We start from the raw sequence: 26,168 nt of genomic DNA, 5'->3' as shown, positions 1-26,168 counted from the left end.
GGGGCTTGCTGCAGCGATTTGTGACTTAAGTCCGTGGTGGGGATGTCCCATTCGGGGGACCGCTGGTCGGTGAGGTCTCTGAGGTGGTCGGGCGGCTCGATGGTGAGGGTGTCGGCTGCCGGATGTCGGGATAGCTCGGCGGAGAGGACCTCCGCCTGCTCGGAGACCAAGCGGATGCCAGGGCGAGCGGCTGTCCAGCTCTGCGCCAGATGTCGGCACAGCGGGTCAGCTGCGCCGGCAGCCGTACATCTCCGCTGATGAGGCGCATCAGCCACTGGTCCACTTCGTGAAGATCGGCCGTGGCCGGTGTGGGGTAGTCCTCACGCGGGATGTTGGGAGCGAGCTCCGCCGCTTGTGCGAGCAGCCCACCGAACTCCCGCCACTGCTCGTGGGTCATGCCTGCGGCGCCGGCGCAGCCAGGTATCCAAGGGGTCACGGATAACCGGCCCGCGTGGCAGTCGCTGTACGGCGCTCCACTGCGGGACCGGTAAGGGGCCGGGATGCCCGGTAGCCCCAGCTCGGCGAGATGGTCTGACACCAGCGGGGCGCCTGGACGCCCTGCTCGGCGGGATACCTTCACGGCGACCTCCTGGCCCTCTGTCGTCGTGGCTCGCAGGACCGAGGCATCGGTGTCCTGCCCGCCGGCGACGAAAGAGGGCACCGAGCAGCGGAAGCCGAAAATCGCTTCGATCTAACCCTGCAGCACTGCGACGTCGACCGCAGGCCCGGCCGGGGTCGAGAAGGCGCTCATTCCGTCACCGTCTCAGCGTCCGCGGGGAGTGAAGAAGCGTGGGCGTGCACCCACCGGGCGAGCGGAAGTGCGATCAGCACCACTGCCTGGATCGCGAGCAACGCCGGAACGATGCCCCAACGGTCTGCCACCAGGCCGGCTCCCAGGGCGACGAGCGCGTAGAGCACGCTGCCGAGCAGCGACGCAAGCGAACCCATCGTCGCGCGTTCCCGGTCGGTGAACTCGCGCTGCAGCAACGTCTGCTGGGCGATTGTCGACATGCCGTAGGCCGGTGACCCAAGCAGCACGGGCGAAAATACCGTCGGCATGACCAGCGCCACGAAGTTCGCCACGTTGTCGAACAGCTCACCGAACAGCAGAGTGCGGGCCGCGCCCACCCGGCCGATCACCCAACCACTGACGCGGAAGCCGACGAAGGCCACGCCATGGCCGAAGGTACGCCACAGGCCCAGCGCCCAGAGCGGCCACAGCACTGCCACGAAAACAGGCGACAACTGGGCCGCGCTTTCGCTGCTGTAACGAAGCGCCGACACCAGAGTCATCCGGCGGAGCACCGGATTACGGCGGATGCCGCGCAGGGCCGATCCGAGATGCACCAGCGCGTTCGATTCCAGCGGGCCGTGCACCCGCGGTTCCCGGACCCGCAAGGCGATGAGCCCGCACAGCACCTGCGGCACGACCGACAGCACGACCACCACACGCAGCGACCACGCGCCGGCGACCACGCCACCTATGGCTGCCGCCAGTGCGAGCGCGATCTGGAACATCGAGTTCACCCGGCCCGAGTGCCGGGGGAACTCCTCCCCCCGGCCGGCTTCGAGCAACGTGTCGTAGAGCAGAGACTCGTTGTTGCCGCTCCACAGTGAGGTCGCCAATCCCTCCAGCACAACAGCTGCCAGGAGGAGGCCGTAGCCCGAAGCGCCCGCGTACCCGAGATGGGCGGCCACCATGACGACGGCACCGGCGATCATCGTGCCGCGCCGGCCGAGGCGATCGGAGAGCACCCCGGTAGGGACTTCGAACGCTGCCGAAGACAGCATCTTTACTGCCAGGAGGCTGGCGGCAGCGGTGTACGAGCCGGCGACTTGCGCGAAGTAGATGACCATAATCGGCCCGTACATGCGGAAGTCGCCGAAGAAGTTGAACCAGCTCAGGAGGCGGACAGTCCGGTTGACAGTCTGATCAGCGGAGTGCGGAGCTGACCACGACCGTTGAGATTTCCTGCCGAACGGGGCAGCGATCAGACGTTCGACCAGGACACGTACACGGAGCAGCGAAGAATGACGAGCGGACACAGCAGAACTCCCGGAAAGGCGAACGGAGACGCCAAACAGCGCCAAGGGCCGGTGACACGTGTCACCTCGCCCCGGCGACCGGGATGTGTGCTGACTTTGCTGCTACACGCGCGGCGTTACAAGCCTGCGACCGCGGTCACCAAGGGCGAACGGAAGCTCCGGTCATCGTTGTAGACATCAGTGCTCCTCAGTTCCCCAGGCGGACGGGATTCCGCAACAGCTTCAACTCTAGCAACCGAAGGATCTACGTGTCCGGGACATGAAGAACTGCCCCGGCAGAGTTCGGGAAACGATCACTTCTCATGCGGGAAGCGATCAAGGCGGTACACCCTCACCGCAGGCAGAACCCAGTAATGAACACCTCACCCAGGTCTAAGAGTGCGTTAAGCGAGCTAATGCCCCTTTCGTCGTTGCGGTTGGTTGGATGAGGTCTGCTGGTCGGTCAGCCGCCGTTCGGCCTACGGGCGCGGCTGGCGCGGACACCGGACCGCTCGTGAGCAGGTTCTCTGCGTATACCGCGACTGAGCTGGTCACGGTCGGCCCGGTGTCCGCGGCGGCGGGCTTCACGCCGTAGGGCTTTACACGGACACCTACTGTCGAAGGTCCTGTCGAAGGTCGGTCGTCGCGGGACCGGCTGGGACGGCGGGGGTTCGAGGCCATGTCCAGGCGGAGCGAAGGATGAAGGCCAGGAGCAGCACCTCGATTCCGATGGAGAGGCCGTAGAAGGGGGCCCAGTCCCAGGACTCCCCTACCGCGTTGAACACCGAGTAGGGGATGTAGAGCGATGCAACGACGAGGTTCGTGGCGCGGTTCACCCGGGCGGGCAGCGTCATGGAGAGCATCACCATCAGGGCCGGGATCGCCACGGACGCGAGCATCATGGTCAACAACGTCGGGCTGATGTCGAACTCAAAGACGACGCCGGCGCGGAGGTTGTCGATGACGCCGGGCTTGTGGAGGTGGAAGTAGTCGACGTAGATGTAGAGGAACATGAAGCTGGTCCATGCGGCGGCGAGCTTGACCTGCACGGGGACCGGCGGGTTGTCGAGCAGGTTCGGGGTTTTCGTTCGGATGGTCATCGGTTCTTCTTTCGAGAGGAGCGGTCCCTCCGCCGGAATGGCGGCAGGGATGTACCGAGGCCGCGCCCACCTGGACGAGCACATCGCCTCGACCGGGCAGCGGTAGCCCGGACCTCGGACGACTCGAGCGCTGAGGGCAGGCCGTAGCGGTGCTGGTCGGCGGCCCGCATCGTCGTCGCCCCGGCCGGACTCGCCCCCGGCACCAGGCGTGCTCCGGCATTCGATCGCTGTTCGATTCCCACAGAAGCCTCCTCACGTCCGAGCTACGACTCTGGCTGGTTCGTACACCGTACGTCGTACAATGTACTACAAGTAGTACGCTGTACCATGACCGTGCGCTGGACGATTGTCAAGCCGCTCGAGCGAGCGAGAGGAGACCCGTGTCTGCGAGGGAACAACGCCAGGTGGCGTCAGACGCGGCGCTGAGCAAGCAACGGGTGGTGGTCGAGGCGGTCCGGCTCGCCGACCGCGAGGGGGTCGACGGGCTGAGCATGCGCCGGCTGGCTGGCGCGCTCGGCGCGGGCGCGATGTCGCTTTACTACTACGTAGCGAGCAAGGAAGAGTTGCTGGACGCCATGATCGACGTCGTGTTCGAGGAGATCGAGCTCCCGCCCGAAGAGACCGACTGGCAGTCAGCGATGCGACGTCGGGCGGTATCCGCCCGACAGGTTCTCGCACGCCACCCGTGGGCGATCGGCCTGATGGAGTCGCGGACATCGCCGGGGCCCGCGAACCTCCGCCACCGCGAAGCGGTCACCGCCTGCCTGCGGAGGGCCGGCTTCTCGGTCTTGATGGCGACGCACGCCAACTGGTTGCTCGACAGCTATGTATACGGTTTCGCCCTGCAGGAAGCCAGCCTGCCGTTCGACACCGCTGATGAGTTCGCGGACATGGCCGAGGACGTCTACCTGCCCCAGCTTCCTCCTGACGAGTTCCCCTACCTCAACGAATCCGCCGCGGTGCTCGCCGCTGCCGGCTACGACCCGGCGGAGGAGTTCACCTTCGGCCTCGACCTCGTCCTAGCCGCCCTCGAGCCCCTGAGAGTGCCTACGTGAGCCTCCATCCGTGATGCCGTTATGTGATCGTGTGGATTTGTAGTGTTACCGCCAGTCTGCGGGTCCAGTTGTGCTGGGATGGCGCGGTGACTGAGCGCAAGCCGTACCCGAGCGACTTAACCGACGCTCAGTGGGCGTTGATCGAACCGGTCCTCACGGCATGGAAGGCCGCGCACTCCTCGGTCAGCGGCCACGAAGGCAACTATGCGCTGCGGGAGATCGTCAACGCGATCCGCTACCAGGGACGAACCGGCGTCCAATGGGACTATCCCGCACGATCTGCCGCCCAAGGGCGCGACGTACTACTACTTCGCCAAATGGCGCGACGACGGCACCGACAAGACGATCCATGACCTGCTGCGCTGGCACCTGCGCGAGAAGAAGGGCCGATTAGCCGACCCGAGCCTGGTCGTACTGGACACCCAAAGCGTCCACGTCGCGGCTGGCGTCGCCGCCACCACGACCGGCTGGGACGTCGCCAAGAAGGTGCCGGGACGCAAGCGAGGCCTGGCCGTAGACGTGCTGGGCCTGGTCATCGCGGTCATCGCGGTCATCGCGGTCATCGCGGTCGTCGTGCTCGCGGCCTCAGCCCACGAGAACACGGCCGGGATCGCCCTGCTGGACCAGGCCGCCGTCGTCACCGAGGGCAGCGTGACCAAAGCACTGGTCGACCAAGGGTTCAAGAACACGGTCGTCGCCCATGGCGCCAGCCTGGGGATCGCCGTGGACATCGTCGAACGCGACCCCGCCGACAAAGGCTTCGTGCCCCAGCCAAAACGATGGGTCGTCGAGCAGACCTACGGAATCTTGATGTTCCACCGGCGCCTGATCCGCGACTACGAGCACCGTCCAGCCAGTTCTGAATCACGGGTGTATCGGGCGATGACGGACGCGATGTCCCGGCGCCTGACCTCCGCGACCCCGTCCTGGCGCTGGACATGACCAGGCCCGATACCCGCCCGCCCGATCCCGGAACCTGGCTTCTGGACCGCCTCGATACCCGCGAACAGGCCCTGACCCGCCAGATCGAGCAGACCCAGACCGACATCGACTCCCTGACCGCGCGGCTCAGTGAACTCAGCCAGGAGGCCGAGCATCTGCGGATCAGCCGCAAGACGCTCCTGTCCCTCGCTGAAGCGGAGCCCGCTCCGGCCGAATCGGACGCGCCGCCGCTGGTCGGCTTCGATCATCCCGACTACCAGCAGATCCTCACCGTCTTCAGCGAGACCGGCGGCTCGCTGCGCGCCCGCGACCTGGCTCTGGCGATGGACCTGCCCCTGACGCCCAACGGCATCCAAAACGTCCGCGCCAAGCTCAAACGCCTGACCAGCCGCGGCATCCTCATCGAAACCGAGCCCGGCTTGTCCACTCGGCCGTGACGACAGACCGAGCGGCGACCCATCGACCAGCAGACCTCATCCAACCGCAACGACGAAAATGGCGTCAGCTCACGTAACGCACTCTAAGACCGCTTCTGATCATCAGAGGCGGTCTTTTGATCTTGTGAGTGACTATGCGTCTTTGAAGATCTTGTCCATTGCCTCCGCTCCTTCGAGGAGCACTGGGCGGAGCTGCTTGCGGTACACGGTCACGGTGACCGTCGTGTTGCCGTGTCCAACCAGATGGGAGATGTTCTCCAACGGCACGCCGGAGTCGGAGAGCAGCGAGACGAAGCTGTGGCGCATCTCCTGAGGAGTCCACGCCTTCTCGTCCAGATGGGCCTTCTTGAGGATCGAGCGGAAGGATCGCCTGACGTGGGGGGCGTCGAGAGGCGTGCCCACAGTCGATGCGAAGAGCAGGCCGTGATCCTGCCACCTGTCTCCAGCATCGGCGCGTATCGCCTCTTGTGGCGCGGACGGCAAAGCACTGGCCGTCACGACCGCCTGGAAGATCCTTGCGCGCGGCTCAAGAAGGGGTCCCTGGGTTCCTGGCCGAAAACCCAACAGATGACTCAGGCGGGGACGGGCTCCTGGTCAGCATCGTCACAGGGTGGATAGCTCTCGCCGCCGATTCGATCGGCCGCAACAATGTAGTCGGCAAGAGCGTCGCGGGATTGGGCGAGCCTGGCCATCTGATCGTCCAGTCGCTGCAGCCGTGACCGCATCGCGGTCAGCAACTCGGGACACCCGGGAAGCTCCGGAGCCTCTCCGACCGCACACGGCAGCAGGTACGCGATGTCCTCAGATGACAGACCGGCACCAAGCAGGTGCCGGATCTGCTTCACTCGCAGCACGGCGTTCTCGTCGTACTCGCGGTAACCATTCGCGCCCCGGTCTGCCGCCAGCAGGCCCTGAGCCTCGTAGTAGCGCAACTGATGGGCGTTCACGCCCGCCCGGCGACTCAGTTCCCCGATCAGCATCGAAACCTCACTTGACCTTCACACCGGTATCAACGTTGACGATGCTGCCATGAACAGCAAAACCGATACACCCGTGACAGTCATCGGACTCGGACTGATGGGCCGGGCACTGGCCGGCGCGTTCTTGAAAGCTGGGCATCCCACAACAGTGTGGAACCGTACGACCTCCAAGGCCGAGCAGCTGGTGGCCGAGGGTGCACGGCTGGCGCCAACGGTTGGCGACGCGCTCAAGGCAGGTTCCCTGACGATCATCTGCGTTACCGATTATCAGGCCATGCACGAGCTGCTCGGCGCGAGCGATATCGAGCTGGACGGCACGATGTTGATCAACCTGACCTCGGGCGACTCGGCCCAGGCGCGGGAAGCCGCCCAATGGGCCGAGCAGCGCGGCGCCCACTACCTGGACGGCGCCATCATGGCCATCCCATCGGCGATCGGGACCGCCGAGGCGGTGATTCTGCACAGCGGGCCACAGCCGGACTTCGAGGCGCACAAGTCAACGCTCGACGCGCTCGGCACCGTCACCTACCTGGGTGCGGATCACGGGCTGGCGTCCCTGTACGACGTGGCCGGCCTCGCCATGATGTGGAGCGTCCTGAACGCCTGGCTCCAGGGCACTGCCCTGCTCAGGACGGCCGGTGTTGACGCCGCGACGTATGCGCCGTTCGCGCGGCAGATCGCTGCCGGTGTGGCCGAATGGCTGCCTGGGTATGCCGAGCAGATCGACAGCGGCTCCTTCCCTGCCGAGGCGTCGGCCCTGGAGACCGACGCGCGGGCGATGGCACATCTGATCGAGGAGAGCGAGGCGGTCGGTGTCAACGCCGAACTGCCGAAGTTGATCAAGGCGATGGCCGACCGCTCGATCGCCGCCGGACACGGTGGGGAGCAGTATCCGGTGCTGATCGAAGAGTTCAGCAAACCCCGCAACGACTGACCGATCCCGATACCGGGATCTCAGCGGTCTCTGGGGGAGTCAACTCCGTGCAGGCTTCCTGGGAAGCGATCTTCTAGGGCTTCGACCCACCCCAGCTGGGGTCCCGGTAGCACTGGCGAAGCTTTCGGTCGGATATAGCCGCGACCTGCGGTTGAGGAGCTTCGCCGCGCGGCGTCGGGGACGGCGCTGGTGGGGGACGGTGCGCGATGGGCCCCGACCGCGCGCCGGCTGTGGGCGGGTTCGTCTCGATTGGTTGTGTGCTCTATCGGTGTGCTTGGGGAGCCATCGAGATACATAGTGATCTTGGAGCAAGTGATGAGCTGTACGGCCCCGCCGCGCCCGGCTGGTCACGGCGGTGTTCGGGTCGGGTCCTCGAGCGTGGCCAGTAGTGGTTCGACGGTGGTGAGGGCCTGGTCGACCAGGGCGGTGAGCGGGGTGGCGCCCTGGTCGGCCACCCATCGGCGGGAGGCGGTGAACAGCACCGCCGCGAGGACGAAGGCGATGAGCTCGAGCTGGTAATCGTCGGCCGGGCGGCCGGTGCGGGCGGCGAGCAGGCCGGTCAGGAGTTCGATGGTCCTGCGTTCCTCGCCCGCGTAACGCGCTTCGAGGGCGGGGACGGTCGCGATGAGCCGCATGCGGGCGAGGGTGAGGTCGCGGTCGGCTTCGGCCGCGGTCACGACCGCGCCCATGGCGGCGCGGACGGTGGCGGTCAGGGGCTCGCCCGCGGGTCGCGCGACGGCGCTGGTCTCGAAGAGGGGAGAGGCGTCGTTGTCGAGGACGACGTCCTCCTTGGTGGGAAAGTAGCGGTAGAAGGTGGTGGTGGAGGTCTCGGCGGCCTCGGCGATCTGCTCGACGGTGGTGTGCTCGTAGCCCTGGCTCTCGAACAGGCGCAGCGCCGCGGTCTGGATGGCGCGGCGCAGTTTGATCTTCTTGCGTTCCCGCAGGCCCGGGGTGGGATTGGTCGGTGCGCTCATTGTTCCGGTCTCTGCTCACCGCGGGTCATGCCTGCAGCACGACCTCGTAGATGTCGACCGGGGGAGGGGCGACGCCCAGCTCCGTGCTCGCCTCCTGACGTGCCTGGGCGCCTCGGCCTTCGTTGTTCCTGCGCAGGTCGTCGTCGCTGTCCCACAGGGAGATGGTCACGATCTTGCCGCTCTGGCGGTCGGCAAGCAGGTAGAAGCCCTTGAACCCGGGAGCTTGGCGGAAGCCCGGGAGTTGCTCCTGGCAGAACGTGAGGAGACCGGCGAGCTTGTCGCTTGCCGCCTCCACGGAGACAACTTGAGCGAACATGGCGTCCTTTCGAGATCGGGCCACGAGGGTCGCCCGCCGTCTTGCGGCGTGCTGTCGATGAACGACGGCGCGCCCATACGAGCGGCGGGATGAAGCCGACCCGAGCGATGTTTTCGGGTCATTGACACAAACGGTAGTTTAACCCAGATTTTGCATCTGTCACCCCCGCCGTGGAACCCGCCGGCCACCACGCCGGTGAGCAGGGCAGGAAACACTGACGGAGATGCCGGACACCTAGTGAGGTGTTCTGCCACTCTTCGACAAGGAGACGCCCGTGCAAGATCCACGCGTGCCCTCCGGCGCGCGAGATCGTTTCGAGGCGCTCTACCGCGCCTGCTATCCAGCACTACAGCGCTATGCGCTCCGCCGTACCGATTCGGTGGACGATGTCGCTGATGTGATCGCGGAGACCTTTCTCGCTGCGTGGCGGCGGCTGGACGACGTCCCGGAGGGGGATGCCGCCCTGCTGTGGCTGTACGGCGCCGCCCGCCGCGTCCTGGCCAATCACCGGCGCGGGGAGTCGCGCCGCAGCGCGCTGGGCTCGCGGCTCCGCGGCGAACTGGCCGTCCGCCAGGAGACCGCACCCGCCGATCCGCGAACTGAGGAGATTCGCGCCGCCTTCGCCGCCCTGGCCCCGGCCGACCGGGAGGTGCTCGCCCTGGCCTCTTGGGAAGGGCTGACCGGCCCCCAAATCGCCACGGTTCTCGGCTGTAGCAGCACCGCCGTCCGGTTACGGCTGCACAAGGCTCGTAAACGACTGGCCCGGCTACTCGGCACGACGGATGAGACACCTGTGATGACCCCGCTGAGAGGAGAAACCCGATGAACAAGATCGATCGCATGCTGGCCACCATTGACCCGGCCGCCGAGCACGATGAGCTCGTCCTGAGCCAGGGTATGGAGGAACTTCTGGAGGAGATCGTCGCGACGCCGCCCGCGCGACGCCGCGCGTCCTGGCTGCCCGGGAGGCGTGCCGCCGAGCCGGGACACGTCCACCCGTCCCCGGCGATGACGGCGGCGGCGCCGCGGCACGGCCCTTCACCGCTGCGTCGTCGCCTGCTGGCAGGGGCGGCGGTCGCGGGCATCGCCGCGGCCGCGCTGGTGGCGGTGCCGCTGGTCTCCGGGCCACAGAGCGCGGCGTACGCCGTGGTGAAGAAGTCCGACGGCACCGTTCAGGTGACGCTCCGAGAGTTCCGGGACCCGGATGGGCTGGAGGCCAAGCTCAAGGCCGAGGGAATCGTAGCCGACGTGACGTTCACCGAAGCGGGCAAGCAGTGCGCCCCTGGCCGCTTCGTCGGCGCGGACCTGGCCTACGATCCGCCGAGCACCAAGAACATGACCGAACAGGAGCGCAAGGAGTTCGACAAGCCGGAGAACTGGCGCTCTCGGGACGCCACCAGGCCGATCAACCGGGACACCTTCGTGATCTCCCCGAGCTACATCCGGCAGGGGGAGACGCTGGTGCTGGAGTTCCGGCCGGGCAACTACCCGGGAATGGACTGGACGCTCGGCACCTACCTGGCCAAGGCCGGCAGCCTGGTCGCGCCTTGCACCCTCGTAGACGCGGAATCCGATGAGTCAATGGTGAAGAAGATGGCCGGAAACTGATCATGAGCCGGTTGGGGTAGGCGGGCGCCAGACGTACTCCAACCGGCATTCAACCCGGTCTTTCTCAGACAACACGCAGTGCTGCATCATGAAGGCTCTCGCCAGAGTTGGAGGCCGCGACCCGGGGATCGGCGGGGCCTCCGCCTTCGGGAGATCGCCGGCACTAAGGAGTGCCACTTTTGCGGAGAATATCTTGATGAAGTAGCGTGACCTGTGTGACTGCCGGGTCGGCCTTGGGCCACGCACCAGAGAGCAGCCCGGCTGACGCTTGATCGCCGGGCGGGCCCGCGGCCCGCCGTCCTCTTCTCCATTCAGTACGGCACAGCAGGAACCACCAATGGAGAAGAATGGATTTCAACAAGCAGGTCATCGACGAGTTCCGCGCCAACAACGGCCAAGTCGGTGGCTATTTCGAGGGAGCGAGGCTGCTCCTGCTCACCACCACGGGCGCCCGCTCGGGAAAGCCGCACACGACCCCGCTCGCCTACCTGCCCGACGGCGTCGAGCGCATGCTGGTCATCGCCTCCGCCGGGGGAGCGCCGAACAACCCGGCCTGGTACCACAATCTGAAGGCCAACCCGCGCGCCACCGTCGAGACCGGCGTCCTCATCTTCGATGTCGAGGCGGAGGTCCTGGAGGGCGCCGAGCGTGACGCGGCGTTCGCCCGCGCGGTCGAAGGCGACCCTGGCTGGGCCGACTACCAGGCCAAGACGACGCGCACCATCCCGGTCGTCGCACTTCGCGTGACTGGTCCGCCCCGGGCTAGCGCACCGTCGGGCGGTGCCTACCTCAAGCTGGTGCACGACGGCTTCCGCCGCGAACTCGCGCTGATCCGCAAGGAGCTGTCCGATTCAGGACGGCCAGGCCTGGGCGTACAGCTGAGGATCAACTGCTTGACCGTCTGCCAGGGCCTGCACCATCACCACACGGGCGAGGACACCATGATGTTCCCCGGCCTGGCTGAGCAGCATCCCTCGCTCGCTCCGACCTTGGAGCGGCTGGCCAAGGAGCACGAGCGCATCGCCGTACTCCTGGAAGAGCTGAAGCAGGCCCTTTCCGGTGGGGATCCGCTGAAGGTACGGGCCGAGGTCGAACGGCTCGTCGATGAGCTCGAGGCGCACCTGACGTACGAGGAGGAGCAACTGATCCCGATTCTCGATCTCTCCTGAAGTTCGAGGAATTGGGAAACGATCTCGGAACACCCGGGGAGCGATCTTTATGCCCCTCTGAATACATAGCTCAGCAATACTCGTGAACACCCCACAAGGTCAAAAGGCTTGGTTCCTACTTCGGGACCGGGCTTTTTAGTGGTCAGGGGCGATGCGGGTTGTCGGTGATCCCCGATCGGTAGCGGAGTGTCCGAGCAGAGGTTCGGCGGGAGTCAGCGAGAAGTCAGCGGACGTCCTTGGAGCCGCTTGCCGTAGGCGGGGGTGTCAGGGACGGGCTCGCTTGACTGGCAGCCACGAGGTGAGCAGCGGGGCCAGTTCGGGGAGCAGGTTGGAGCCGAAAATGCAGAGGGTCTGTTCCCCGAGGTGGCCGAAGGTGCCGTTGGTCATGTCTTCTAAGACGTAGTAGTCCCCATCGGGAAGCCCTCGACGGACCAGTCGGCAGGCCAAGGGCGTTGACGGCGTCGTTGGCCGCGGCGAACCGGGCCGGAGAGCTGGTGAAGATCGGGGCTAGGTCGATGGTCAGGGACGGGGTGGGTTCGTTGATCGCGGTTTCGCCGTCCTTCCATGAGTACGGCCGGAAGGCGAAACCCGCGTCGAACGGTGCCCACCCGTCTTCGTAGCGTTCGGGCTCGATCTGCTCCCAGGTGGGGGGTGGTCGTCCCGGCTTTGGTCTTGACGATGTGCCCCATATCAGTTCGCCTTGTTTCCCGGCGTGCGGTCCACCCAGGAGTGGAACCGGCGCTTGAGGATCACCCAGCGGTTGCTCTGCGGATGAGGGCGTAGGCGCTGCCCCGAGATAGCGACAGCAGGTGTCCTGCCTCGACGTAACGCTCGCCGGAGCCGCGGCCCGACTTCGGCGCCGGAGTGGCCACCGCATGGGCGCCACATCCGCGAGGCCATCGCCCTGCGCGTCTACGAGAACGGATCCATGTACGGGCGCGACCCCGATCCTGCTCGGGGGCCCGAGATGCAGTACGTCAGTAGTCGGACGCCATGCTCTTCCGGCTCGGGCCTCAATGGTTCCCAAGGCCGGCCGTCTCCAGGGTCCACCACGTACGTTCCTGGCTCCAGAAGAGCGGGGAGCAGGTCATGGCCGTACTTCTGGCCGGAGTGGTCGGGAAGCGCCACCCGCGCCACCCTCGCGGTCATTACGGCGCCGCACCCCGTACAGGAGAAAACGACCAAGCAGCCTCCTTCGTCGTAACGACGCGATCATGGTGGCACGACATCCCGCCTCGTGTGGAAACGTTCAGAATCACCGCGTCGCAAGGCCGCCCGAGGATGAAAAGGCTTCAGTGATCATGAAGTATTCGTCGAGGGCTGAGATGAGCCGGTCGGCCAGCCCCGGGGTAGTGATCGCCGCCCATTGCTGGGCGAGGTCGAGGAACCCGGAGAAGTGCTGTTGGGCTGCGGTGAGCAGGCTGGAGAGTTCGCCGCGAGTGATCTCGATGGACGGAGAGTCCTCATCGTTCTGCCGGAGCTGGATGACGTGACCCACATGTGTGATGTGTGGCGTGGGGTCGTGCCCGAGCCAAGATTCTTGCCCGCGAGCCACGTCCCACCAGTCCCGCCAGTTCTCCAAGCCGAAACAGCAACCGGGCGAGACGTTGACGTTGGTGGTGGTGTCGCGGAAGCGCAGACCGCCCGGAGCGATCAGGCCTTCCGTTTCGGCGAGATGTTGTCGCAGATGCGCCTCGGTCAGGTCGGCGGCGTGCGTGACAGGGATGTTGTTGTAGCTGAAGATGACGGCCATGGCCGTCCCGACGTCGGCGGGAGACATCCGGCCGGAGAGGGCGAGAAGGCGGTCGCTCGACGGCTCCGCGATCGGCCAGGCCGTGAAGTCCACCGCGTCGTAGGTCTCCAGGACGACTTCGACGATGACCATAGCTGGCAGTATCCAGGCATTGCGCGTGCGTGTAGTCGCTGGAGGTGCGAGGAGGGGCTCGCCGGCAGGTTGGAAGGTCAGGGGAGTCAGCGGACTTGCTGACACGGGAGCGCAGTCGAGACCAACGGATGCCATCCTCTCGGCACTTGACGGCACCGGATGGCATTCGGTGAGCAGGCACGGTGCGTCCCACCGGGGTTCGTACCGAAGGGGTTAGGGGTTCGAATCCCATCATCTCCGCCCAGGGTCGTTCTTGAAGCGGCTGGACTGAAGTTGACGGGATCCCGGCTGATCTTGATGGTCGGGCGGGACCTCGTCGTTTCAGAGGCTTCCAGGCTGCCTTTGGGTCCTGTGTGGTGGGTGTCGCAGAAGGCTCACTGTGGGCGGCAATGGCATTGCTGACCCCAAAGACTGCAAGATCCGTCTCCGCCGCACGAGGAAGGCCCTGCCACCTGCATGGCCTGCAACTTGGTACGAGTGCTGATCCGGATTTGACCCTGACGTTGCGTCAGGCACCACGATGAACGCATGACCGACTACTACGAGGCATTCGATATCAGCCCTGTCCCTCCGCCCGGGCCCGACGCGACGCCACCTGAGATTTACCGGGGCATTTACGGCATGCCAATGTTCGTCACCGTGCCGACGCCGGACCTGGCCGCGTCCGTGGATTTCTGGACCCGCGGGCTCGGCTTCATCGACCTGTTCACGGTCCCGGGCCAGGTCACGCACCTTCGACGGTGGGCGTTCCAAGACGCTCTGCTCGTCCCGACCGGCGCCCTGCCGGCCCCTTCAACAGTGAGCATCGGCTTCAGTTGCGTGCTGAGCCAGGTCGACGAGATCGCGCAGGCGTGCACGGCGCTGGTGCCCGGATGCACGACGGGACCGCGACAGACTCCGTGGAACACCGTAGAACTGGAGGTCATCACGCCGGAGAACGCTCGCGTGATCATGACTGCGGCCCGTCCCCTCGACCTCGACAGCGCCGAGGCACGCTACCTCGAAGCAAACGGCTTCACGCTTCCCAAGGGGTGAAACCGCCAAGGTCAGACGCGCATGTCAGACTCGACAGCGTGACTGACACCGCGATGGACGATGCCGCGGGACCCGGCGGGCTGACCATCGGGGCCGCGGCATCGCTCGTGGAAGTCACCGTCCGCACCCTCCATCATTGGGACGCGATCGGGCTCGTCCGCCCGTCCGGGCGAACCACCGGCGGCTACCGGCTCTACTCCGCGGCCGACGTCGCACGTATCCACCGGGTGCTCATCTACCGCGAGCTCGGTCTGTCACTCGACGACATCGGTGAACTTCTCGATGCTCCGACGGTCGATATGACCGTGCCGCTGAGACAACAGCGCGCCCAACTCGTCGATCGCATCTCCCGCTTGCAGGCAATGGTCGACGCGGTCGATCGCATGATCGAAGCAGCACGCGCCGGCATCCTGCTCTCCGCGGAGGAACAAGTCGCGATCTTCGGGCAGCGCTGGAAGCCGTCACTGGCCGCAGGCGCACGTGAGCGGTGGGGCGACACAGCTCAATGGGCACAGTACGCCGAGCGCGCCGCGGGCATGACCCCCGAGGACTGGCAGCAGATCGCCGACAACATCACAACGCTCGAGCAGGACCTGGCAGCAGCCAAGCGAGCCGGCGTCAGGCCAGGCAGTGCCGAAGCCAACGCTCTGGCGGAACGGCACAGGGCCTCCATGGACGCGTACTTCGACTGCACCCTTTCGATGCAGGTCTGCCTGGGAAGGAAGTACGTCGCCGATCCCGGCTTCACGGCCTACTACGACGCAATCGAGCCAGGCCTGACCATCTGGCTCCGTGACATCATCGACGCCAACGCCCGCGATCGAGGCATCGACCCGGATTCAGCGACTTGGACCTGACGCATCCACCGTGGCGCAGGCGGCGCTGGGAAACGATCAACCTTCACGCGGGAGGCGATCTTCCATTCCGCGAGGTGATTGGCTCTCGTGAACACCCCACCCAGGGCCGTTCTTGAAACGGCTGGACCGAAGTTGACGGGACCCCGTCTGATCATCGAGATGTTGTTTCAGGGTTGTTCTGTCGCAGTGAAGACTGAGCATTGTCATCGAAGATTGATCACGACTACGGTGTCTCACCGAAGGTGGAGTGACTGCTGGGGCTTGATGTCCGTTCTCACTGGTCCTTTCGCGTCTCACTGTGTTGCGCGCAGATCTGGCGAATTCTCAGGCGGCGGCCTGGTTCGCCTGGTTTGCACCAGTCTGGGCTGATGTGGGCGTCATCGGAGTTGGCGTTTCTCATCAATGTCTGCCGAGGCCGAGGCGCGATCATGACCATGCCCGTCGCACGCACCTGCCGAGTTCAGGGTGTTTGCGGGAGCGTGGACGCGATTTCGGGTCGTGCCGATGAGTTCTGTGCGGATCCGTGGTCGATACGGCTGGACACACCGACAGCGGTGGGCCTGTGCTGGGAACGTCCCAGCGCGGGAGGAAGCACATGGAGGCAGTGATGAGCGTCGACGACTCCAAGCAGGAGCACCCCATCCGGACTGGCGGGCAGGGGACGCGGGTGAGCGGTCCCAGGGTGTTGGTGGCGGGGGCGAGCATCGCGGGACCCGCGCTGGCCCACTGGCTGCGCCGGTGGGGGGCCGAGGTGACCGTGGTGGAGCGGGCTCCCGAGCTGCGTCCCGGCGGGCAGGCGGTGGACGCGCGCGGGGTCGCCAAGGAGGTCATCGGGCGCATGGGGCTGGACGCGGCGGTGCGTGCGGCGTGCACCGACACCGCCGGCGCGCACACCGTGGACGCGGACGGGCAAGTGCTGGAGACCTTCCGTGCCGACGACGACGGTGGCGACGGGTTCATCGCGGACATCGAGATCCTGCGCGGGGACCTGTCCCAGGTGCTCTACGACGACACCCGCGACGGCGTCGAGTACGTCTTCGGCGACCGAATCGCCGGGCTCGCCCAGGACGCGGACGGGGTCGACGTGGACTTCGCGGGCGGCAACCGGCGGCGCTTCGACCTGGTGGTCGGGGCCGACGGGTTGCACTCGGCGCTGCGAGCGATGGTCTTCGGGCCGCATGAGCGGTTCCTCCGCCACCTCGGGCACGTGCTGGCCTTCTACAGTGTGCCCAACGAGTTCGGGCTGGACCGCTGGCTGCTCGAGTACCAGGACCAGGAGTCCGGGCGCTCCGCCCTCCTGCGGCCCATCCAGGACGCCACCCGGGCGATGGCCATATTCTCCTTCGCCTCGGCCGACTTCGACGTCGACTACCGTGACGTCGCGGCCCAGAAGGTCCTGCTGCGTGAGCGGATGGCGGGCCTGGGCTGGTTGACCCCGGACATCCTCGCGCACCTGGACGACACCCCGGACTTCTACCTCGACCAGGTCGCCCAGGTGGTGATGGACCGCTGGTCGAGTGGACGGGTGGGGCTGCTCGGGGACGCGGCGTTCAGCTCCTCGCCGATGTCCGGGCAGGGCACCGGGCTGGCCCTGGTCGGCGCCTACCTGCTGGCCGGAGAGCTGGCCGCCGCCGGATGGGACCCCGACGCCGGGTTCGCCCGCTACGAGGCGCGGATGCGCTCGTTCGTCGAGGCCAACCAGGAGATCGGCCGGTTGAACGCCCGCAGCCGCGAGGTCCCCGGGCCAGACGCCGAGCCGAGCCCCGATTTCGCCGGCGAATGGTTCGCCGAGCTGGTCGGGCGCGCGATCAACGGCGTCGAACTGCCCGACTACGCGGGGGTGCCGGACTCCGCAGCCCCGGCCGGATCGCCGATCACCTCGTCGGCCAAGCCGTAGGTGTCACATAACGTTCGAGAGGGACCACGCTTCGGTAGGACACCGCCGGACGACCTCCGCTCATGCCGCATAGTGCGCGTTGGAGCGCCCGTTCGGCGGCCACGCCACGCTCCGATGAGACGGTGTTGACTCGGAAAACTGACAAGATCGATGAGATTCCACCGCGGCTGGTCTCAGCGGTTCTGTCACTTGCCTGGTCGGCGCACCGGAACTGGCACGTGCGTACGGCGAGCCCGCGCTCAGTGCCTTTGACCTGGACTTCTTCGATGGCGAGCGGCAACTGCGGACCCGATTGGGCGACGGCTGGAGGACCCCGTTCGAGCATGTGCCGCCTGTGCGGGGGTTCCGCTGGGCCAAGGGCGGCCGGGGTTTCGCCGGCTGGTACTGGTCAGCGACAACCCGCGACCACGTCGGTTACGAATCATGGCTGGAGCGGGACCGGCTGATCCTGCTGGACTTCAATCCGCAGCTCGCAGCCGTTCTGGCTGCACTGGCGTGATGGTGTGGCTCGCCGTCACGCGCCCGACTACTTCGCACGGTTGGCGGACGGCCGCGCGAGGGTGGTTGATGTCCGCGCGGCAGCCAGGCTTCATCGCCTCTGCCCAGATGCGTGAGGGCGCTGCCGGCATGGAAGCGGAGCTGGGCTTCGCTGTAGCCGAAGGCTGAGGTGTTCACCTCGGCCGGGGGAAGAATCGCAAGCAGCTGTTCGGCCTGCCGGGGCATCCTGTGACGAATGGTCGTACTTTTCGGGACTAAAGACCTTCGCCCGAACCGGGGGCGTGGCGCGAGGCTCGAAGGGTGACCAAGCCCTTCGCCACCCGGGCCGGCGTGCGCCGGGTCATCGAGGCCGCGATCGCCGCGCCTTCGGTGCACAACACCCAGCCGTGGCTGTTCTACCACCTCAAGGACAGCGTGTCCGTGTATGCCGACCTTCGCCGGCGCCTGAAGGTCGCGGACCCCCTCGGGCGTAGCCTCGGCGTGAGCTGTGGAGCGGCGCTGTTCAACATGAGGCTGGCCATCAGGATGACCGGATACGAGGCCCGTGTCCTGACGTTGCCTGCTCCGCGCTCCGCGCCCGATCTCCTCGCCGTCGTCCGTACTGCCCAGGGGGAGTCGCCGTCGCCCGAGGAGCGGCGGCTGCATGCCGCCATCCCGCACCGGCGCACCAACCGTTTCCCCTTCGACGGGCACCCGCTGCCTGCGGAGGTCGTCGGCGACCTCGCCGCTGCGGCCGGCCGGGAGGGGGCGACCCTCACCATGCTGCGCGGCCAGGCGGCCCGCCGGGTGCTCTCCCTGGTCGCCGATGCCGACCGGAACCTGTCCGGTGACGAGGCCTACCGTGCCGAGCTGGCCCATTGGACGGCAGACGGCCTGCGCGACGACGGGGTGCCGAGAGATGCCTACGGCCCGCATCCCCGGGACGGCGGGTTGCCGATGCGCGACTTCAGCCTCGGGACGGGCACGCAGGTGGCCGACTTCGAAGGCGATCCTCAGATCGCGGCCCTGCTGACCGGCGGCGACGGTCCGCACGACTGGCTGGTGGCCGGGCAGGCCCTGCAGCGCGTGCTGCTCACCGCCACCGCCCACGGTGTGTCGGTGTCGATGTTCAGCCAGCCGCTGGATCTCGAGGACGACCGGTTCGGCGGTTGGCGGGACGGGGCACACGGCCATGTGCAGATGGTGCTGCGGCTGGGCTACGGCCCGTCGGTCCCTGCCGTGTCACGCCGTCCCCTGCACGAAGTCCTCAACGCGCGGCAGTGGCGCTGCTGACGTGGCGCGGCCACCCCACAGAGGTCGTACGGCCCTGCCGCCACGCCGTGGCAGCGCGCATCCTTGGCCAGAGAGCCACTCACGATGGTGCCGGGAATTTCCGCTGATCGGGCGGCTGACCGAGGAACACGTGGAGATCGAGGAGATCGCCGGAGCTCTGCGGAGGTCGGTCAACGTAGGCCTGCACGACGAGGCCAGGGCCCAGCTGTTTCCGCACACCGCTACCGAGGAGCAGGGGCTCTTCGCGGATGGGACGCTCGCCGAAGAGGTGGACAGGCTGTGCGCGGAGCACGCCGACATCCATGAGACGCGGTGGACCGGACCGCGCCGGACTGGCCGCTGGTCCTGGAAGTGCTCCATCGGCTGCACCAGCACATCGACAAGGAGGAGCACGGCCTGCTGCCCCTATCCGCTTGGGAGAGGATCCCCCTGGAGCCCGGCCTCCAGATGACAGGCGTGGCAAAGGGCCAAGACCCTCCAGGTGCCGGGGCGGCCGACCGCCCCGGCACCTGTCATGTGGCAGGCAGCGCGGTGGCGAGCAGCACGATGCCGAGCGAGCCGACGAGGGAGGCCACAGCCAGCACCCTCGCAGTGCCCGGCCGACCGGTGCCGCTGGCCCAGCCATGGAGCGCGGCCGCCACCATGACCGCGCAGAACAGGCCGAGCTTCGCTGCGAGGATCCGCCCGTAGCCGGGCTCGGCCAGTGACTCCCAGGTGACACCCTTGTGGGCGGCGATAGCCACCCCGGTCGTGATCTGGACGGGCAGGAACACCGCGATGGTGAACAGGCCGAAGCGTTTGCCCACTGCCCGCAGCACCGCGGCCCGCCGCTCGGCGTCCAGGAGGCGACGGGCGAGCGGGAGCACCACGAGGGAGACGGTGAGCTGGCCGCCGACCCACAGCGCCGCGGAGACCACGTGGAGGAACCGGACGACCGACCACCACGTCATCGCGCGCTCACCTGGAAGACGCCGTGGGCGCCGCGGGTCATGGCGGGGTCGCGGTCCCAGGCACTGGGGTCTATCTGGTGCAGGGTGCGGCCGTCGGCCGACACCTCCGCTTCGGTGAAGAACCTGCGGGCGGCGAGCAACGGACTCGTGCCGGGAACGGTGTCGATGCGAGGTCCGTCCTCAGGCTTTCTGGTCACTGGAGGTCCTCGGCGAAGGGGGATACAGGGGACATAGCTCCAGATTTTCGGTGGACCGATGCTCGGCGGCAGGGGCCAAAGTCCCTACTCACTGGTCCAATGGGCCACGGGTTCCTGCCGACGCGGAGCCTCGACCATCGACATCGCCTTCTGCCCCTGTTGCGGGCGCCGCTTGTGCCGGCATGACGTGAACTTTTGGTTGTCCTGTAATCGGGAGGGCCCTCCGAGACAGTTCTAGGTGTGGACGATCCAGAAGAACGATTCACGAACCTCTACGACCGGCATTACCGGAACGTGCTGGGATATGCCCTGCTGCGCGCCGAGTTGGCCATGGCGGAGGACCTGACCAGCGAGACCTTTCTGGTCGCCTGGCGGCGTCTGGACGATCTGCCCGATCCGCCGTTGCCGTGGTTGCTCGGCGTGACCCGAAACCTGCTGCGCAACCAGCGTGTCCGCCGCCTGCGCAGTGACGAATTGATCGCTCGGCTCGCCGGGCTGAGCAGCTTCGTCGAGGGCGACGTGGCCGAGCGGGTCGCCAGCCGGCAGGAGGCCCTCGCCGTACTGGCCGGCCTGAGCGAACAGGACATCGAGGCGGTGGTTCTGGCCAACTGGTACGGCCTCGCCCCCGCGGAGGCGGCTCAGGTGGCCGGCTGCTCGCCTCGCACGTACAACGTCCGGCTGCACCGTGCACGCCGTCGCCTGGCCGACGCGCTCAAGCTCCCGCCTCGCTTCACCTTTCAGGGACAGGCATGAACGAAAAAGACCCGATCGATGAACTGATCACCACGCTACGCCCGGACGCGCTCACCGAAGACGCCTATCGGCGGCGACGCTCGGCTGATCTGGCCCGTGCGTTCCAGTCACCTCGTACACCTCAACACCTGCAGAGGATTCCCATGACCAAGCGCCGACCACTGATCGTGATGGCCGCCGCGGCGGCGGGGCTCGCCGCCGCCACGGCGATCGTCGTCCCGCGGCTCGTCTCGCAGGACGCGTCGTCCAGCGGTCCGATCGCCGCTCAGCGGTCCGAGGTGCGAACGCCCTCGGTGGACGCCGGGGCGAAGTCCACGACCACCGGAACCGTCGCGAACACCCGGACGATTCTGCTCGCGGCGGCCAAGGTGGCCGCCGAAGAGCCGATCACGTCGGGCAAGTTCTGGTACTCGCGGGTGCGCACCGCCGACATGGTCGACAACGTCCCGGATGAGTACTTGGCCAAGGTCAAAGCACTGCTCACTGAGTGGAAGGCAAAGGAGGCGGAGCTGAAGGACAAGCCTGCCGAGCTGAAGGCCGCCAAGAACGAGTTCGACGAGACGTTCCGCGCACTGAAGATGGCGAAACTGCCATACACCGCGACCCGCGGCGACACGGCCGAGTCCTGGAGATCGCTCAAGGACGCGACCGGCCGCTCGGTGACGAACCAGGACGTGAAGATCGAGTTCGCGACTCCAGAGGACGAGGCCAAGTGGAAGCAAGCCGGCTCACCTCGCCTCTCCGGCAATGACCAGCCGAAGACCAAGGAAGGCGCGCCGGAGGGCATCATCTCGATCGACAACCCCACCCTCACCTGGTCCAACATCTCCAAGCTGCCGACCGACAAGGAGGGGCTGAAGGCGAAGCTGCACGGCCTGTACGCGGACCGGAGCGACAAGTCGACCCCGCTCGCCCTCTACATGTGGCAAACGGGCCTGGACCTGCTGGCCGCACCGATCACACCGGGCACAAGGGCGGCCCTCTACCAGGTGCTGGCCGATTCCACGTCTGGTCTGACGTCGCAGACTGGAGTGGCCGACGGCATGAACCGTACGGGAGTCGCCCTGGAGACCACCGGACCCAACGACGCCGGCGAGCCTGGCAAGATCACCTACCGCATGATCTTCGACGACAAGACCGCCAAGCTCCTGGAGTTCGATGTCATCGAAGCAGGGGCCTCGACGCCGCTGCTCCGGGAGACCTACGAGGCCATGGGCTACGTCGACGAGCTGGGCGCGAAGCCGGGCCAGTGACTCAGGCCTGATCCTGTAGGCCTCGAGCGGGGGCCGAGGTCTGCCGATTCGGTTCTTCCAGCACCCTCACATCTCTTCCAGCACCCTCACTCGCGGAGACCCCGGCGAAGGGCCGGGGTCTCCGCTTCTTCGCATGACCACATGGATCTTCGAAGGGGTCGCATTACGGAGGCCGGCCGTACTCGCGAACAGCCCACAAGTGGCCGTTCTTCCCTGATGAAGGCCGCGTGAACGGCACTGCACGGCTCTTCAGGGATTCCTTTCAGGTGCGGGCGCGCCGAACCACCGCTGCAAGGCCGCCCGGAGTGCTTCCAGCTCCACGGAATCTGGTTGGGGTGATGTAGATGCCCAGGCCACGTAGCAGTCCGGTCGAAGGAGCAGGGCGGTGGGCGCGTGGGGCTGGGGGCGCGCGGTGACGATGTCGACCTGGCTGTGCCGCAGGGCAGGTGCCTGCGCCAGCGATGCTCCTTCGGTCAGGTCGAGCAGCAGGGGGCGTGCGGTTCTGGTCAGCTCAGCCAGCCGGACCGGCCCGGTCGGGGTGTGCAGTTCCAGGTCCGGGGCGAAGCGGCCGATCAGTGGGTGCGGCTCGGGTTCGCCCATGTCGTAGCGGACGTCGGCGCCCGCGGTGAGTTCGGCCAGGCGCCGCACCGTGTTCGGGTCATGGAGCAGTTCGGTGAACAGTTCGCGCAGTCCGGTGACGTCGCTGCCGGGGGCGATCAGCGCCGACTGCGCCTGGGCGTTCACCACCATGCGCTGCGCGGCCGATCGCCGCTCCGTCTCGTACGTGTTCAGCAGTCCGGGCGGAGCGCTTCCTCGGATCTCGGCGGCGAGTTTCCAGCCGAGGTTGATCGCGTCCTGCAGGCCGAGGTTGAGCCCGGGGCCGCCCCCGGTGGCGGCGAACACGTGGGCGGCGTCACCGATCAGGAACACCCGGCCGTGGGCGAACCGTTCAGCGACCCGGGTGTTGCCGCCGGTCAGCCGGCGCAGCACGTGCGGCCCATGGCCGTCGGGCGGCCCGAGTGGGACGTCGACGCCGAGCACGCGGCGGATGCTCGCGCGCAACTCCTCCAGGCTCATCGGGGCGTCGGTTGCGGGCTGGTCCCACTCGGTGGTGCTGACCAGCGGTGGATGGCCGGGCATCGGCGCGTAGGAGAATCCTCCGTGCTCGGTGCGGTGGGGCAGGAACGGCATGACGGCGCCGTAGCCGGGCACGTTCAGCGCGCCGTTCGAGGGGTCGACCCAGTCCGCGGGAACGGTCGCGTGCGCTGAGCGAACGGTCATGCGGTCGTAGGTGACGCCGCGGAATTCGATGCCGGAGAGCTTGCGCGTGGTGCTGTGGGCTCCGTCAGCACCGACCAGGTATCGGGCCCGCAGGTGGTACTCCTCGTCCGGGCTCGCGATGCCGATGGTGACGGCGTCGTCGTCCTGTGACAGGTCCACGACCTCGTGTCCCCACCGGATTTCCACGCCCAGCTCGATCGCTCGCTCCTGCAGGACCTGCACGATGCGTCGCTGCGGCACCGGCAGGGCGTAGACGGGGCTGTCCTCCAGCAGGCTCAGGTCCAGGCCCATCGCGCCGAACATGAAGTACGCGGAGTTCGGCTGCGGCGGTTCCGGGCTGCCGCTGAGACCTTCGTGCAGCCCGCGGTGGTCGAGCATCTTCACGACCTGGCCGAGCAATCCGTTCGCTTTCGGTTCCTGGCTGGGCTCAGGTAGCCGCTCCAGCACGAGCGGCCGGAGCCCTGCCAGGCTCAGTTCGCAGGCCAGCATCAGCCCGTTCGGGCCGCCGCCCGCGATGACGACATCGGTGATCATGTTGCTCCTTCGTTCGCATGGGAGAAGGCAGGACGGATGAGGTGCTTGGCGCCCGGCTCGCGGCGGATCTCGGTCCTGTGGTGCTCGGCGGTCTTGGGTTTTTGCGGACATGGCGACGATGTGAGGCTGGTCAGGTCGGAGTGGTCGCGGGCCGGTCGTCTGGTCCTTCCTGTCAGGACGAGACGTCAGGCTAGGCAGAAAAATGCGTGCACGCAAGTTTGCGTGCACGCACTCAAGCTGGAATGCTGACACGGTGACGACGAGACGAACCGGGTTGCGTGATCAGAAGAAGCAGGCCACCCGAGAGGCGTTGAGCGCGGCGGCACTGCGGCTGGCCCTTGAGCATGGACCGGACAACGTGCGCGTCGACGACATCGCCGAGGCCGCCGGCGTCTCACCCCGGACCTACAACAACTACTTCTCCAGCCGGGAACAGGCGATCGTCGCCGCCGTCACCAGTGAACGGGAAGCGCGGGTCGCGGCGGCAGTGGCCGACCGGCCCGACGACGTCGGCCTCGCCGACGCGGTCATCGAGGCGATCGTGGATCAGTACACCGCTTCGGGCGGACCCGGTCTCGACGCGCTGCTGCTGATCACCACCCGTCCCGCGCTGCGCGAGGCATTCGTCGATACCACCAGCGCGATGGAACATCCCCTCACCGACGCGATCGCCGGACGCCTCGGAGATACCGACCCGCACACCGCCCGTGTGCTTGCGGCGAGCGTGGCCGCCGCGGTCCGCGTCGCGCTCGAACAGTGGCTGCACACCACTGCCGCGTCCTTCACGGCGAGCGGGCTCGTCGTGCCGTCCGGCTCGCTACCGGACCTGCTGCGCACCTCGCTCGCACCACTCGCGCCCGCGCTCAACGCCGCGGAGCAACAGGCGCGCCGCCGCCGGCATCAGTGAGCTGCCCGTCCTGGAGGGGAACGGCGCTCCAGGGGGATCGTCTCGGGTCTTCTGCCGGAGACGAGCTGCGGGGGCCGACCGTCGTCTGCCGGGGACGTGCAGGGCAACTATTCGTCAGGTCGGATAGGTCTTTATGCCGATTTTGGATGTTCTCTGTACGCCGTACCTGCAAGCTAGATCGCCAGCAAGAGCACTACCAGAGATCCAGCAGACAGTGCGCGGCGCGGCCGGGACGTCGTCCCCCGCATCGTGCAGAAAGGATCCGTATGAGACCCATAGGGGTGCTTGCGTTGGGGTTAGCCCTGCTCGCCGGCCTCGCTACCGGTCAGGCCGCCTCGGCGAGCCCGATCGCCGCGGTGTGGCAGGCGGCGGCGGACGACGATCCGCCGCCGTCTCCGACGGACCAGAACGACCCTCCGAACCAGGCGGAGGCGCCGCAGGTGTCGACCCTCGCCTCCACGAACTTCCAGTTGCCCTTCCCCTGCGGCCAGGCCTGGAATGGCAACTCCAGCGCGAGCAGCGCCCACCGGTCGTGGGAGATCGACTTCAACCGGGGCAGCACGCCGGGCGCCGACCTCGGGGACACCGTCGTCGCCGCCGCGGCCGGCACCGTGGTGATCTCGGCCCACCAGGGCTCGACCAACGGCTACGGCAACCTCGTCAAGATTGACCACGGAGGTGGCTGGACGTCGTTCTACGCGCACCTGAACTCGCGCGCCGTCGCCGCGGGCGCCCACGTGGCCCAGGGCCAGAAGATCGGTACGGTGGGCAACACCAGCAAGCCGGGCAACAACATCTCGCCGCACCTGCACTACGAGGTACGGCAGGGCAGCGGCTACCCGGGCAACATCCGCAAGGCCGTCTTCAACGGGGTCACCTTCGGCTACCCGATCCAGACAGTGACCTCGAAGAACGGTTGCGGCGGCGGCAGCACCAACCCGTACACGGCGGAGAAGGTGTGCGGCAGCGGCTACAAAGTGATCGACTCGGCGGCGCTGGGCTCGGCGGGGACGGTCTACCTGCTGTACAACTCGGGCAACAGCAACAACTGCGTGGCGACGATCAAGACGACGTCGCTGGGCAGGGCCTCTGCCGTGAGCGCCTACCTGGAGGTGCAGGGCAGGTCACGGGTGACCGACAGCGGAAACTTCGACTACTACGCGGGTCCGGTCCGGGCGAGTGCGGCGGGCAAGTGCGTCAGGTGGGGTGGCAAGGCCGGGACGGCCACCTACGACAGCCCTCTCGAACACTGCGGCTAGGTATACGACCACCAGCGGCACTTGATCAATGAAGAGGCCTTCGGCGTGAT

28 protein-coding genes are annotated in these 26,168 nt (G+C 67.1%); 17 read left to right on the top strand and 11 right to left on the bottom strand.

The genetic code is table 11. The features are described 5' to 3' along the window. Nucleotides 1–747: 747 nt before the first annotated feature. A complete protein-coding gene (locus KIK09_RS46755) occupies nucleotides 748–2,046 on the bottom strand; it encodes an MFS transporter (RefSeq protein ID WP_214325995.1) in 1,299 nt (432 codons plus the stop codon). A 590-nt stretch (nucleotides 2,047–2,636) separates the two neighbouring features. Further along, complete coding sequence (locus KIK09_RS46750; RefSeq protein WP_214325994.1) at nucleotides 2,637–3,125, bottom strand: DUF6326 family protein; 489 nt, start codon at nucleotides 3,123–3,125, stop codon at nucleotides 2,637–2,639. 404 nt (nucleotides 3,126–3,529) lie between these two features. On the opposite strand from KIK09_RS46750, the gene KIK09_RS46745 reads away from it, so the two are divergent. Genes KIK09_RS46745 through KIK09_RS46735 form a run of 4 tightly spaced genes read left to right on the top strand, consistent with a single transcriptional unit; the run spans nucleotide 3,530 to nucleotide 5,559 of the window. Continuing rightward, nucleotides 3,530–4,180: a TetR/AcrR family transcriptional regulator C-terminal domain-containing protein gene (locus KIK09_RS46745; protein WP_308164718.1), complete on the top strand. Its 651-nt coding sequence runs from the start codon at nucleotides 3,530–3,532 to the stop codon at nucleotides 4,178–4,180. A gap of 23 nt (nucleotides 4,181–4,203) precedes the next feature. Then, complete coding sequence (locus KIK09_RS60820) at nucleotides 4,204–4,533, top strand: transposase (RefSeq protein WP_214325992.1); 330 nt, start codon at nucleotides 4,204–4,206, stop codon at nucleotides 4,531–4,533. Beyond that, the gene (locus KIK09_RS58615; RefSeq protein WP_372455786.1) at nucleotides 4,448–5,122 is read left to right on the top strand and encodes a transposase; all 675 of its coding nucleotides are present in this window, start codon (nucleotides 4,448–4,450) and stop codon (nucleotides 5,120–5,122) included. The genes KIK09_RS60820 and KIK09_RS58615 overlap by 86 nt, the downstream gene beginning before the upstream one ends. Further along, nucleotides 5,119–5,559: a hypothetical protein gene (locus tag KIK09_RS46735; protein ID WP_214325991.1), complete on the top strand. Its 441-nt coding sequence runs from the start codon at nucleotides 5,119–5,121 to the stop codon at nucleotides 5,557–5,559. The genes KIK09_RS58615 and KIK09_RS46735 overlap by 4 nt, the downstream gene beginning before the upstream one ends. A gap of 132 nt (nucleotides 5,560–5,691) precedes the next feature. Here the strand turns inward: KIK09_RS46735 and KIK09_RS46730 are convergent, their stop codons facing one another. Further along, nucleotides 5,692–6,057 carry a tyrosine-type recombinase/integrase gene (locus tag KIK09_RS46730; RefSeq protein ID WP_308164716.1) on the bottom strand — a complete coding sequence of 122 codons (366 nt, stop codon included), beginning with the start codon at nucleotides 6,055–6,057 and terminating at the stop codon, nucleotides 5,692–5,694. Nucleotides 6,058–6,131: 74 nt separating this feature from the next. After that, nucleotides 6,132–6,539, bottom strand: coding sequence for a MerR family transcriptional regulator (locus KIK09_RS46725; RefSeq protein ID WP_214325990.1), 408 nt, complete (start codon nucleotides 6,537–6,539; stop codon nucleotides 6,132–6,134). 49 nt (nucleotides 6,540–6,588) lie between these two features. Between KIK09_RS46725 and KIK09_RS46720 the strand changes: the two genes are divergently transcribed. Then, nucleotides 6,589–7,473 (top strand): NAD(P)-dependent oxidoreductase, encoded by an 885-nt coding sequence (locus tag KIK09_RS46720; RefSeq protein ID WP_214325989.1) that lies wholly within the window; start codon nucleotides 6,589–6,591, stop codon nucleotides 7,471–7,473. A gap of 347 nt (nucleotides 7,474–7,820) precedes the next feature. On the opposite strand, the gene KIK09_RS46715 is transcribed toward KIK09_RS46720, so the two are convergent. Both KIK09_RS46715 and KIK09_RS46710 read right to left on the bottom strand, forming a co-directional pair. Continuing rightward, nucleotides 7,821–8,447 (bottom strand): TetR/AcrR family transcriptional regulator, encoded by a 627-nt coding sequence (locus KIK09_RS46715; RefSeq protein ID WP_214325988.1) that lies wholly within the window; start codon nucleotides 8,445–8,447, stop codon nucleotides 7,821–7,823. Nucleotides 8,448–8,472: 25 nt separating this feature from the next. Beyond that, nucleotides 8,473–8,763: an antibiotic biosynthesis monooxygenase family protein gene (locus KIK09_RS46710; RefSeq protein WP_214325987.1), complete on the bottom strand. Its 291-nt coding sequence runs from the start codon at nucleotides 8,761–8,763 to the stop codon at nucleotides 8,473–8,475. Between the two features lie 274 nt (nucleotides 8,764–9,037). Here KIK09_RS46710 and KIK09_RS46705 point away from each other — a divergent pair, with 274 nt between their 5' ends. The 3 genes from KIK09_RS46705 to KIK09_RS46695 all read left to right on the top strand — a co-directional run bounded on the left by KIK09_RS46705 (nucleotide 9,038) and on the right by KIK09_RS46695 (nucleotide 11,540). Continuing rightward, nucleotides 9,038–9,589, top strand: a complete 552-nt coding sequence (locus KIK09_RS46705; protein ID WP_308164715.1) for an RNA polymerase sigma factor — start codon at nucleotides 9,038–9,040, stop codon at nucleotides 9,587–9,589. After that, nucleotides 9,586–10,371 (top strand): hypothetical protein, encoded by a 786-nt coding sequence (locus tag KIK09_RS46700; protein WP_214325986.1) that lies wholly within the window; start codon nucleotides 9,586–9,588, stop codon nucleotides 10,369–10,371. The genes KIK09_RS46705 and KIK09_RS46700 overlap by 4 nt, the downstream gene beginning before the upstream one ends. A gap of 347 nt (nucleotides 10,372–10,718) precedes the next feature. Further along, nucleotides 10,719–11,540, top strand: a complete 822-nt coding sequence (locus tag KIK09_RS46695) for a nitroreductase/quinone reductase family protein (protein ID WP_214325985.1) — start codon at nucleotides 10,719–10,721, stop codon at nucleotides 11,538–11,540. Between the two features lie 264 nt (nucleotides 11,541–11,804). On the opposite strand, the gene KIK09_RS46690 is transcribed toward KIK09_RS46695, so the two are convergent. Both KIK09_RS46690 and KIK09_RS46685 read right to left on the bottom strand, forming a co-directional pair. After that, nucleotides 11,805–11,987 carry a DUF2716 domain-containing protein gene (locus KIK09_RS46690; protein ID WP_275956528.1) on the bottom strand — a complete coding sequence of 61 codons (183 nt, stop codon included), beginning with the start codon at nucleotides 11,985–11,987 and terminating at the stop codon, nucleotides 11,805–11,807. An 808-nt stretch (nucleotides 11,988–12,795) separates the two neighbouring features. Continuing rightward, on the bottom strand, nucleotides 12,796–13,425 hold the full coding sequence (locus KIK09_RS46685; RefSeq protein WP_214325983.1) for a hypothetical protein: 630 nt from the start codon (nucleotides 13,423–13,425) through the stop codon (nucleotides 12,796–12,798). 528 nt (nucleotides 13,426–13,953) lie between these two features. Here KIK09_RS46685 and KIK09_RS46680 point away from each other — a divergent pair. The 5 genes from KIK09_RS46680 to KIK09_RS46660 all read left to right on the top strand — a co-directional run bounded on the left by KIK09_RS46680 (nucleotide 13,954) and on the right by KIK09_RS46660 (nucleotide 18,984). After that, a complete protein-coding gene (locus KIK09_RS46680) occupies nucleotides 13,954–14,460 on the top strand; it encodes a VOC family protein (protein WP_214325982.1) in 507 nt (168 codons plus the stop codon). A 38-nt stretch (nucleotides 14,461–14,498) separates the two neighbouring features. Beyond that, on the top strand, nucleotides 14,499–15,317 hold the full coding sequence (locus KIK09_RS46675) for a MerR family transcriptional regulator (protein ID WP_308164714.1): 819 nt from the start codon (nucleotides 14,499–14,501) through the stop codon (nucleotides 15,315–15,317). Between the two features lie 607 nt (nucleotides 15,318–15,924). Further along, nucleotides 15,925–17,214 (top strand): FAD-dependent monooxygenase, encoded by a 1,290-nt coding sequence (locus tag KIK09_RS46670; RefSeq protein WP_214325981.1) that lies wholly within the window; start codon nucleotides 15,925–15,927, stop codon nucleotides 17,212–17,214. 334 nt (nucleotides 17,215–17,548) lie between these two features. Then, entirely contained in the window at nucleotides 17,549–17,713 is a 165-nt protein-coding gene (locus KIK09_RS46665) for a hypothetical protein (RefSeq protein ID WP_214325980.1), read from the top strand. A gap of 299 nt (nucleotides 17,714–18,012) precedes the next feature. After that, complete coding sequence (locus KIK09_RS46660) at nucleotides 18,013–18,984, top strand: Acg family FMN-binding oxidoreductase (RefSeq protein ID WP_214325979.1); 972 nt, start codon at nucleotides 18,013–18,015, stop codon at nucleotides 18,982–18,984. Nucleotides 18,985–19,496: 512 nt separating this feature from the next. On the opposite strand, the gene KIK09_RS46655 is transcribed toward KIK09_RS46660, so the two are convergent. Together KIK09_RS46655 and KIK09_RS46650 are read right to left on the bottom strand one after the other, a co-directional pair. Further along, nucleotides 19,497–19,934 carry a hypothetical protein gene (locus KIK09_RS46655; protein ID WP_214325978.1) on the bottom strand — a complete coding sequence of 146 codons (438 nt, stop codon included), beginning with the start codon at nucleotides 19,932–19,934 and terminating at the stop codon, nucleotides 19,497–19,499. Continuing rightward, nucleotides 19,931–20,131 (bottom strand): hypothetical protein, encoded by a 201-nt coding sequence (locus tag KIK09_RS46650; RefSeq protein WP_214325977.1) that lies wholly within the window; start codon nucleotides 20,129–20,131, stop codon nucleotides 19,931–19,933. The genes KIK09_RS46655 and KIK09_RS46650 overlap by 4 nt, the downstream gene beginning before the upstream one ends. Before the next feature lie 240 nt (nucleotides 20,132–20,371). On the opposite strand from KIK09_RS46650, the gene KIK09_RS46645 reads away from it, so the two are divergent. Further along, nucleotides 20,372–20,884: an RNA polymerase sigma factor gene (locus tag KIK09_RS46645; RefSeq protein ID WP_214325976.1), complete on the top strand. Its 513-nt coding sequence runs from the start codon at nucleotides 20,372–20,374 to the stop codon at nucleotides 20,882–20,884. A 143-nt stretch (nucleotides 20,885–21,027) separates the two neighbouring features. Next, entirely contained in the window at nucleotides 21,028–22,137 is a 1,110-nt protein-coding gene (locus KIK09_RS46640) for a hypothetical protein (RefSeq protein ID WP_214325975.1), read from the top strand. Between the two features lie 249 nt (nucleotides 22,138–22,386). Here KIK09_RS46640 and KIK09_RS46635 read toward each other — a convergent pair whose 3' ends face one another. Continuing rightward, nucleotides 22,387–23,952: an FAD-dependent oxidoreductase gene (locus KIK09_RS46635; protein ID WP_214325974.1), complete on the bottom strand. Its 1,566-nt coding sequence runs from the start codon at nucleotides 23,950–23,952 to the stop codon at nucleotides 22,387–22,389. Nucleotides 23,953–24,205: 253 nt separating this feature from the next. Here KIK09_RS46635 and KIK09_RS46630 point away from each other — a divergent pair, with 253 nt between their 5' ends. Beyond that, complete coding sequence (locus tag KIK09_RS46630) at nucleotides 24,206–24,859, top strand: TetR/AcrR family transcriptional regulator (RefSeq protein WP_308164713.1); 654 nt, start codon at nucleotides 24,206–24,208, stop codon at nucleotides 24,857–24,859. A gap of 266 nt (nucleotides 24,860–25,125) precedes the next feature. After that, entirely contained in the window at nucleotides 25,126–26,118 is a 993-nt protein-coding gene (locus KIK09_RS46625; protein ID WP_214325973.1) for a M23 family metallopeptidase, read from the top strand. Nucleotides 26,119–26,168: the final 50 nt, after the last annotated feature.

The organism is Nonomuraea sediminis, assembly GCF_018531495.1.
Taxonomy (GTDB): Bacteria; Actinomycetota; Actinomycetes; order Streptosporangiales; family Streptosporangiaceae; genus Nonomuraea; species Nonomuraea sediminis.
This window is presented reverse-complemented; position numbering and strand designations above follow the sequence as displayed.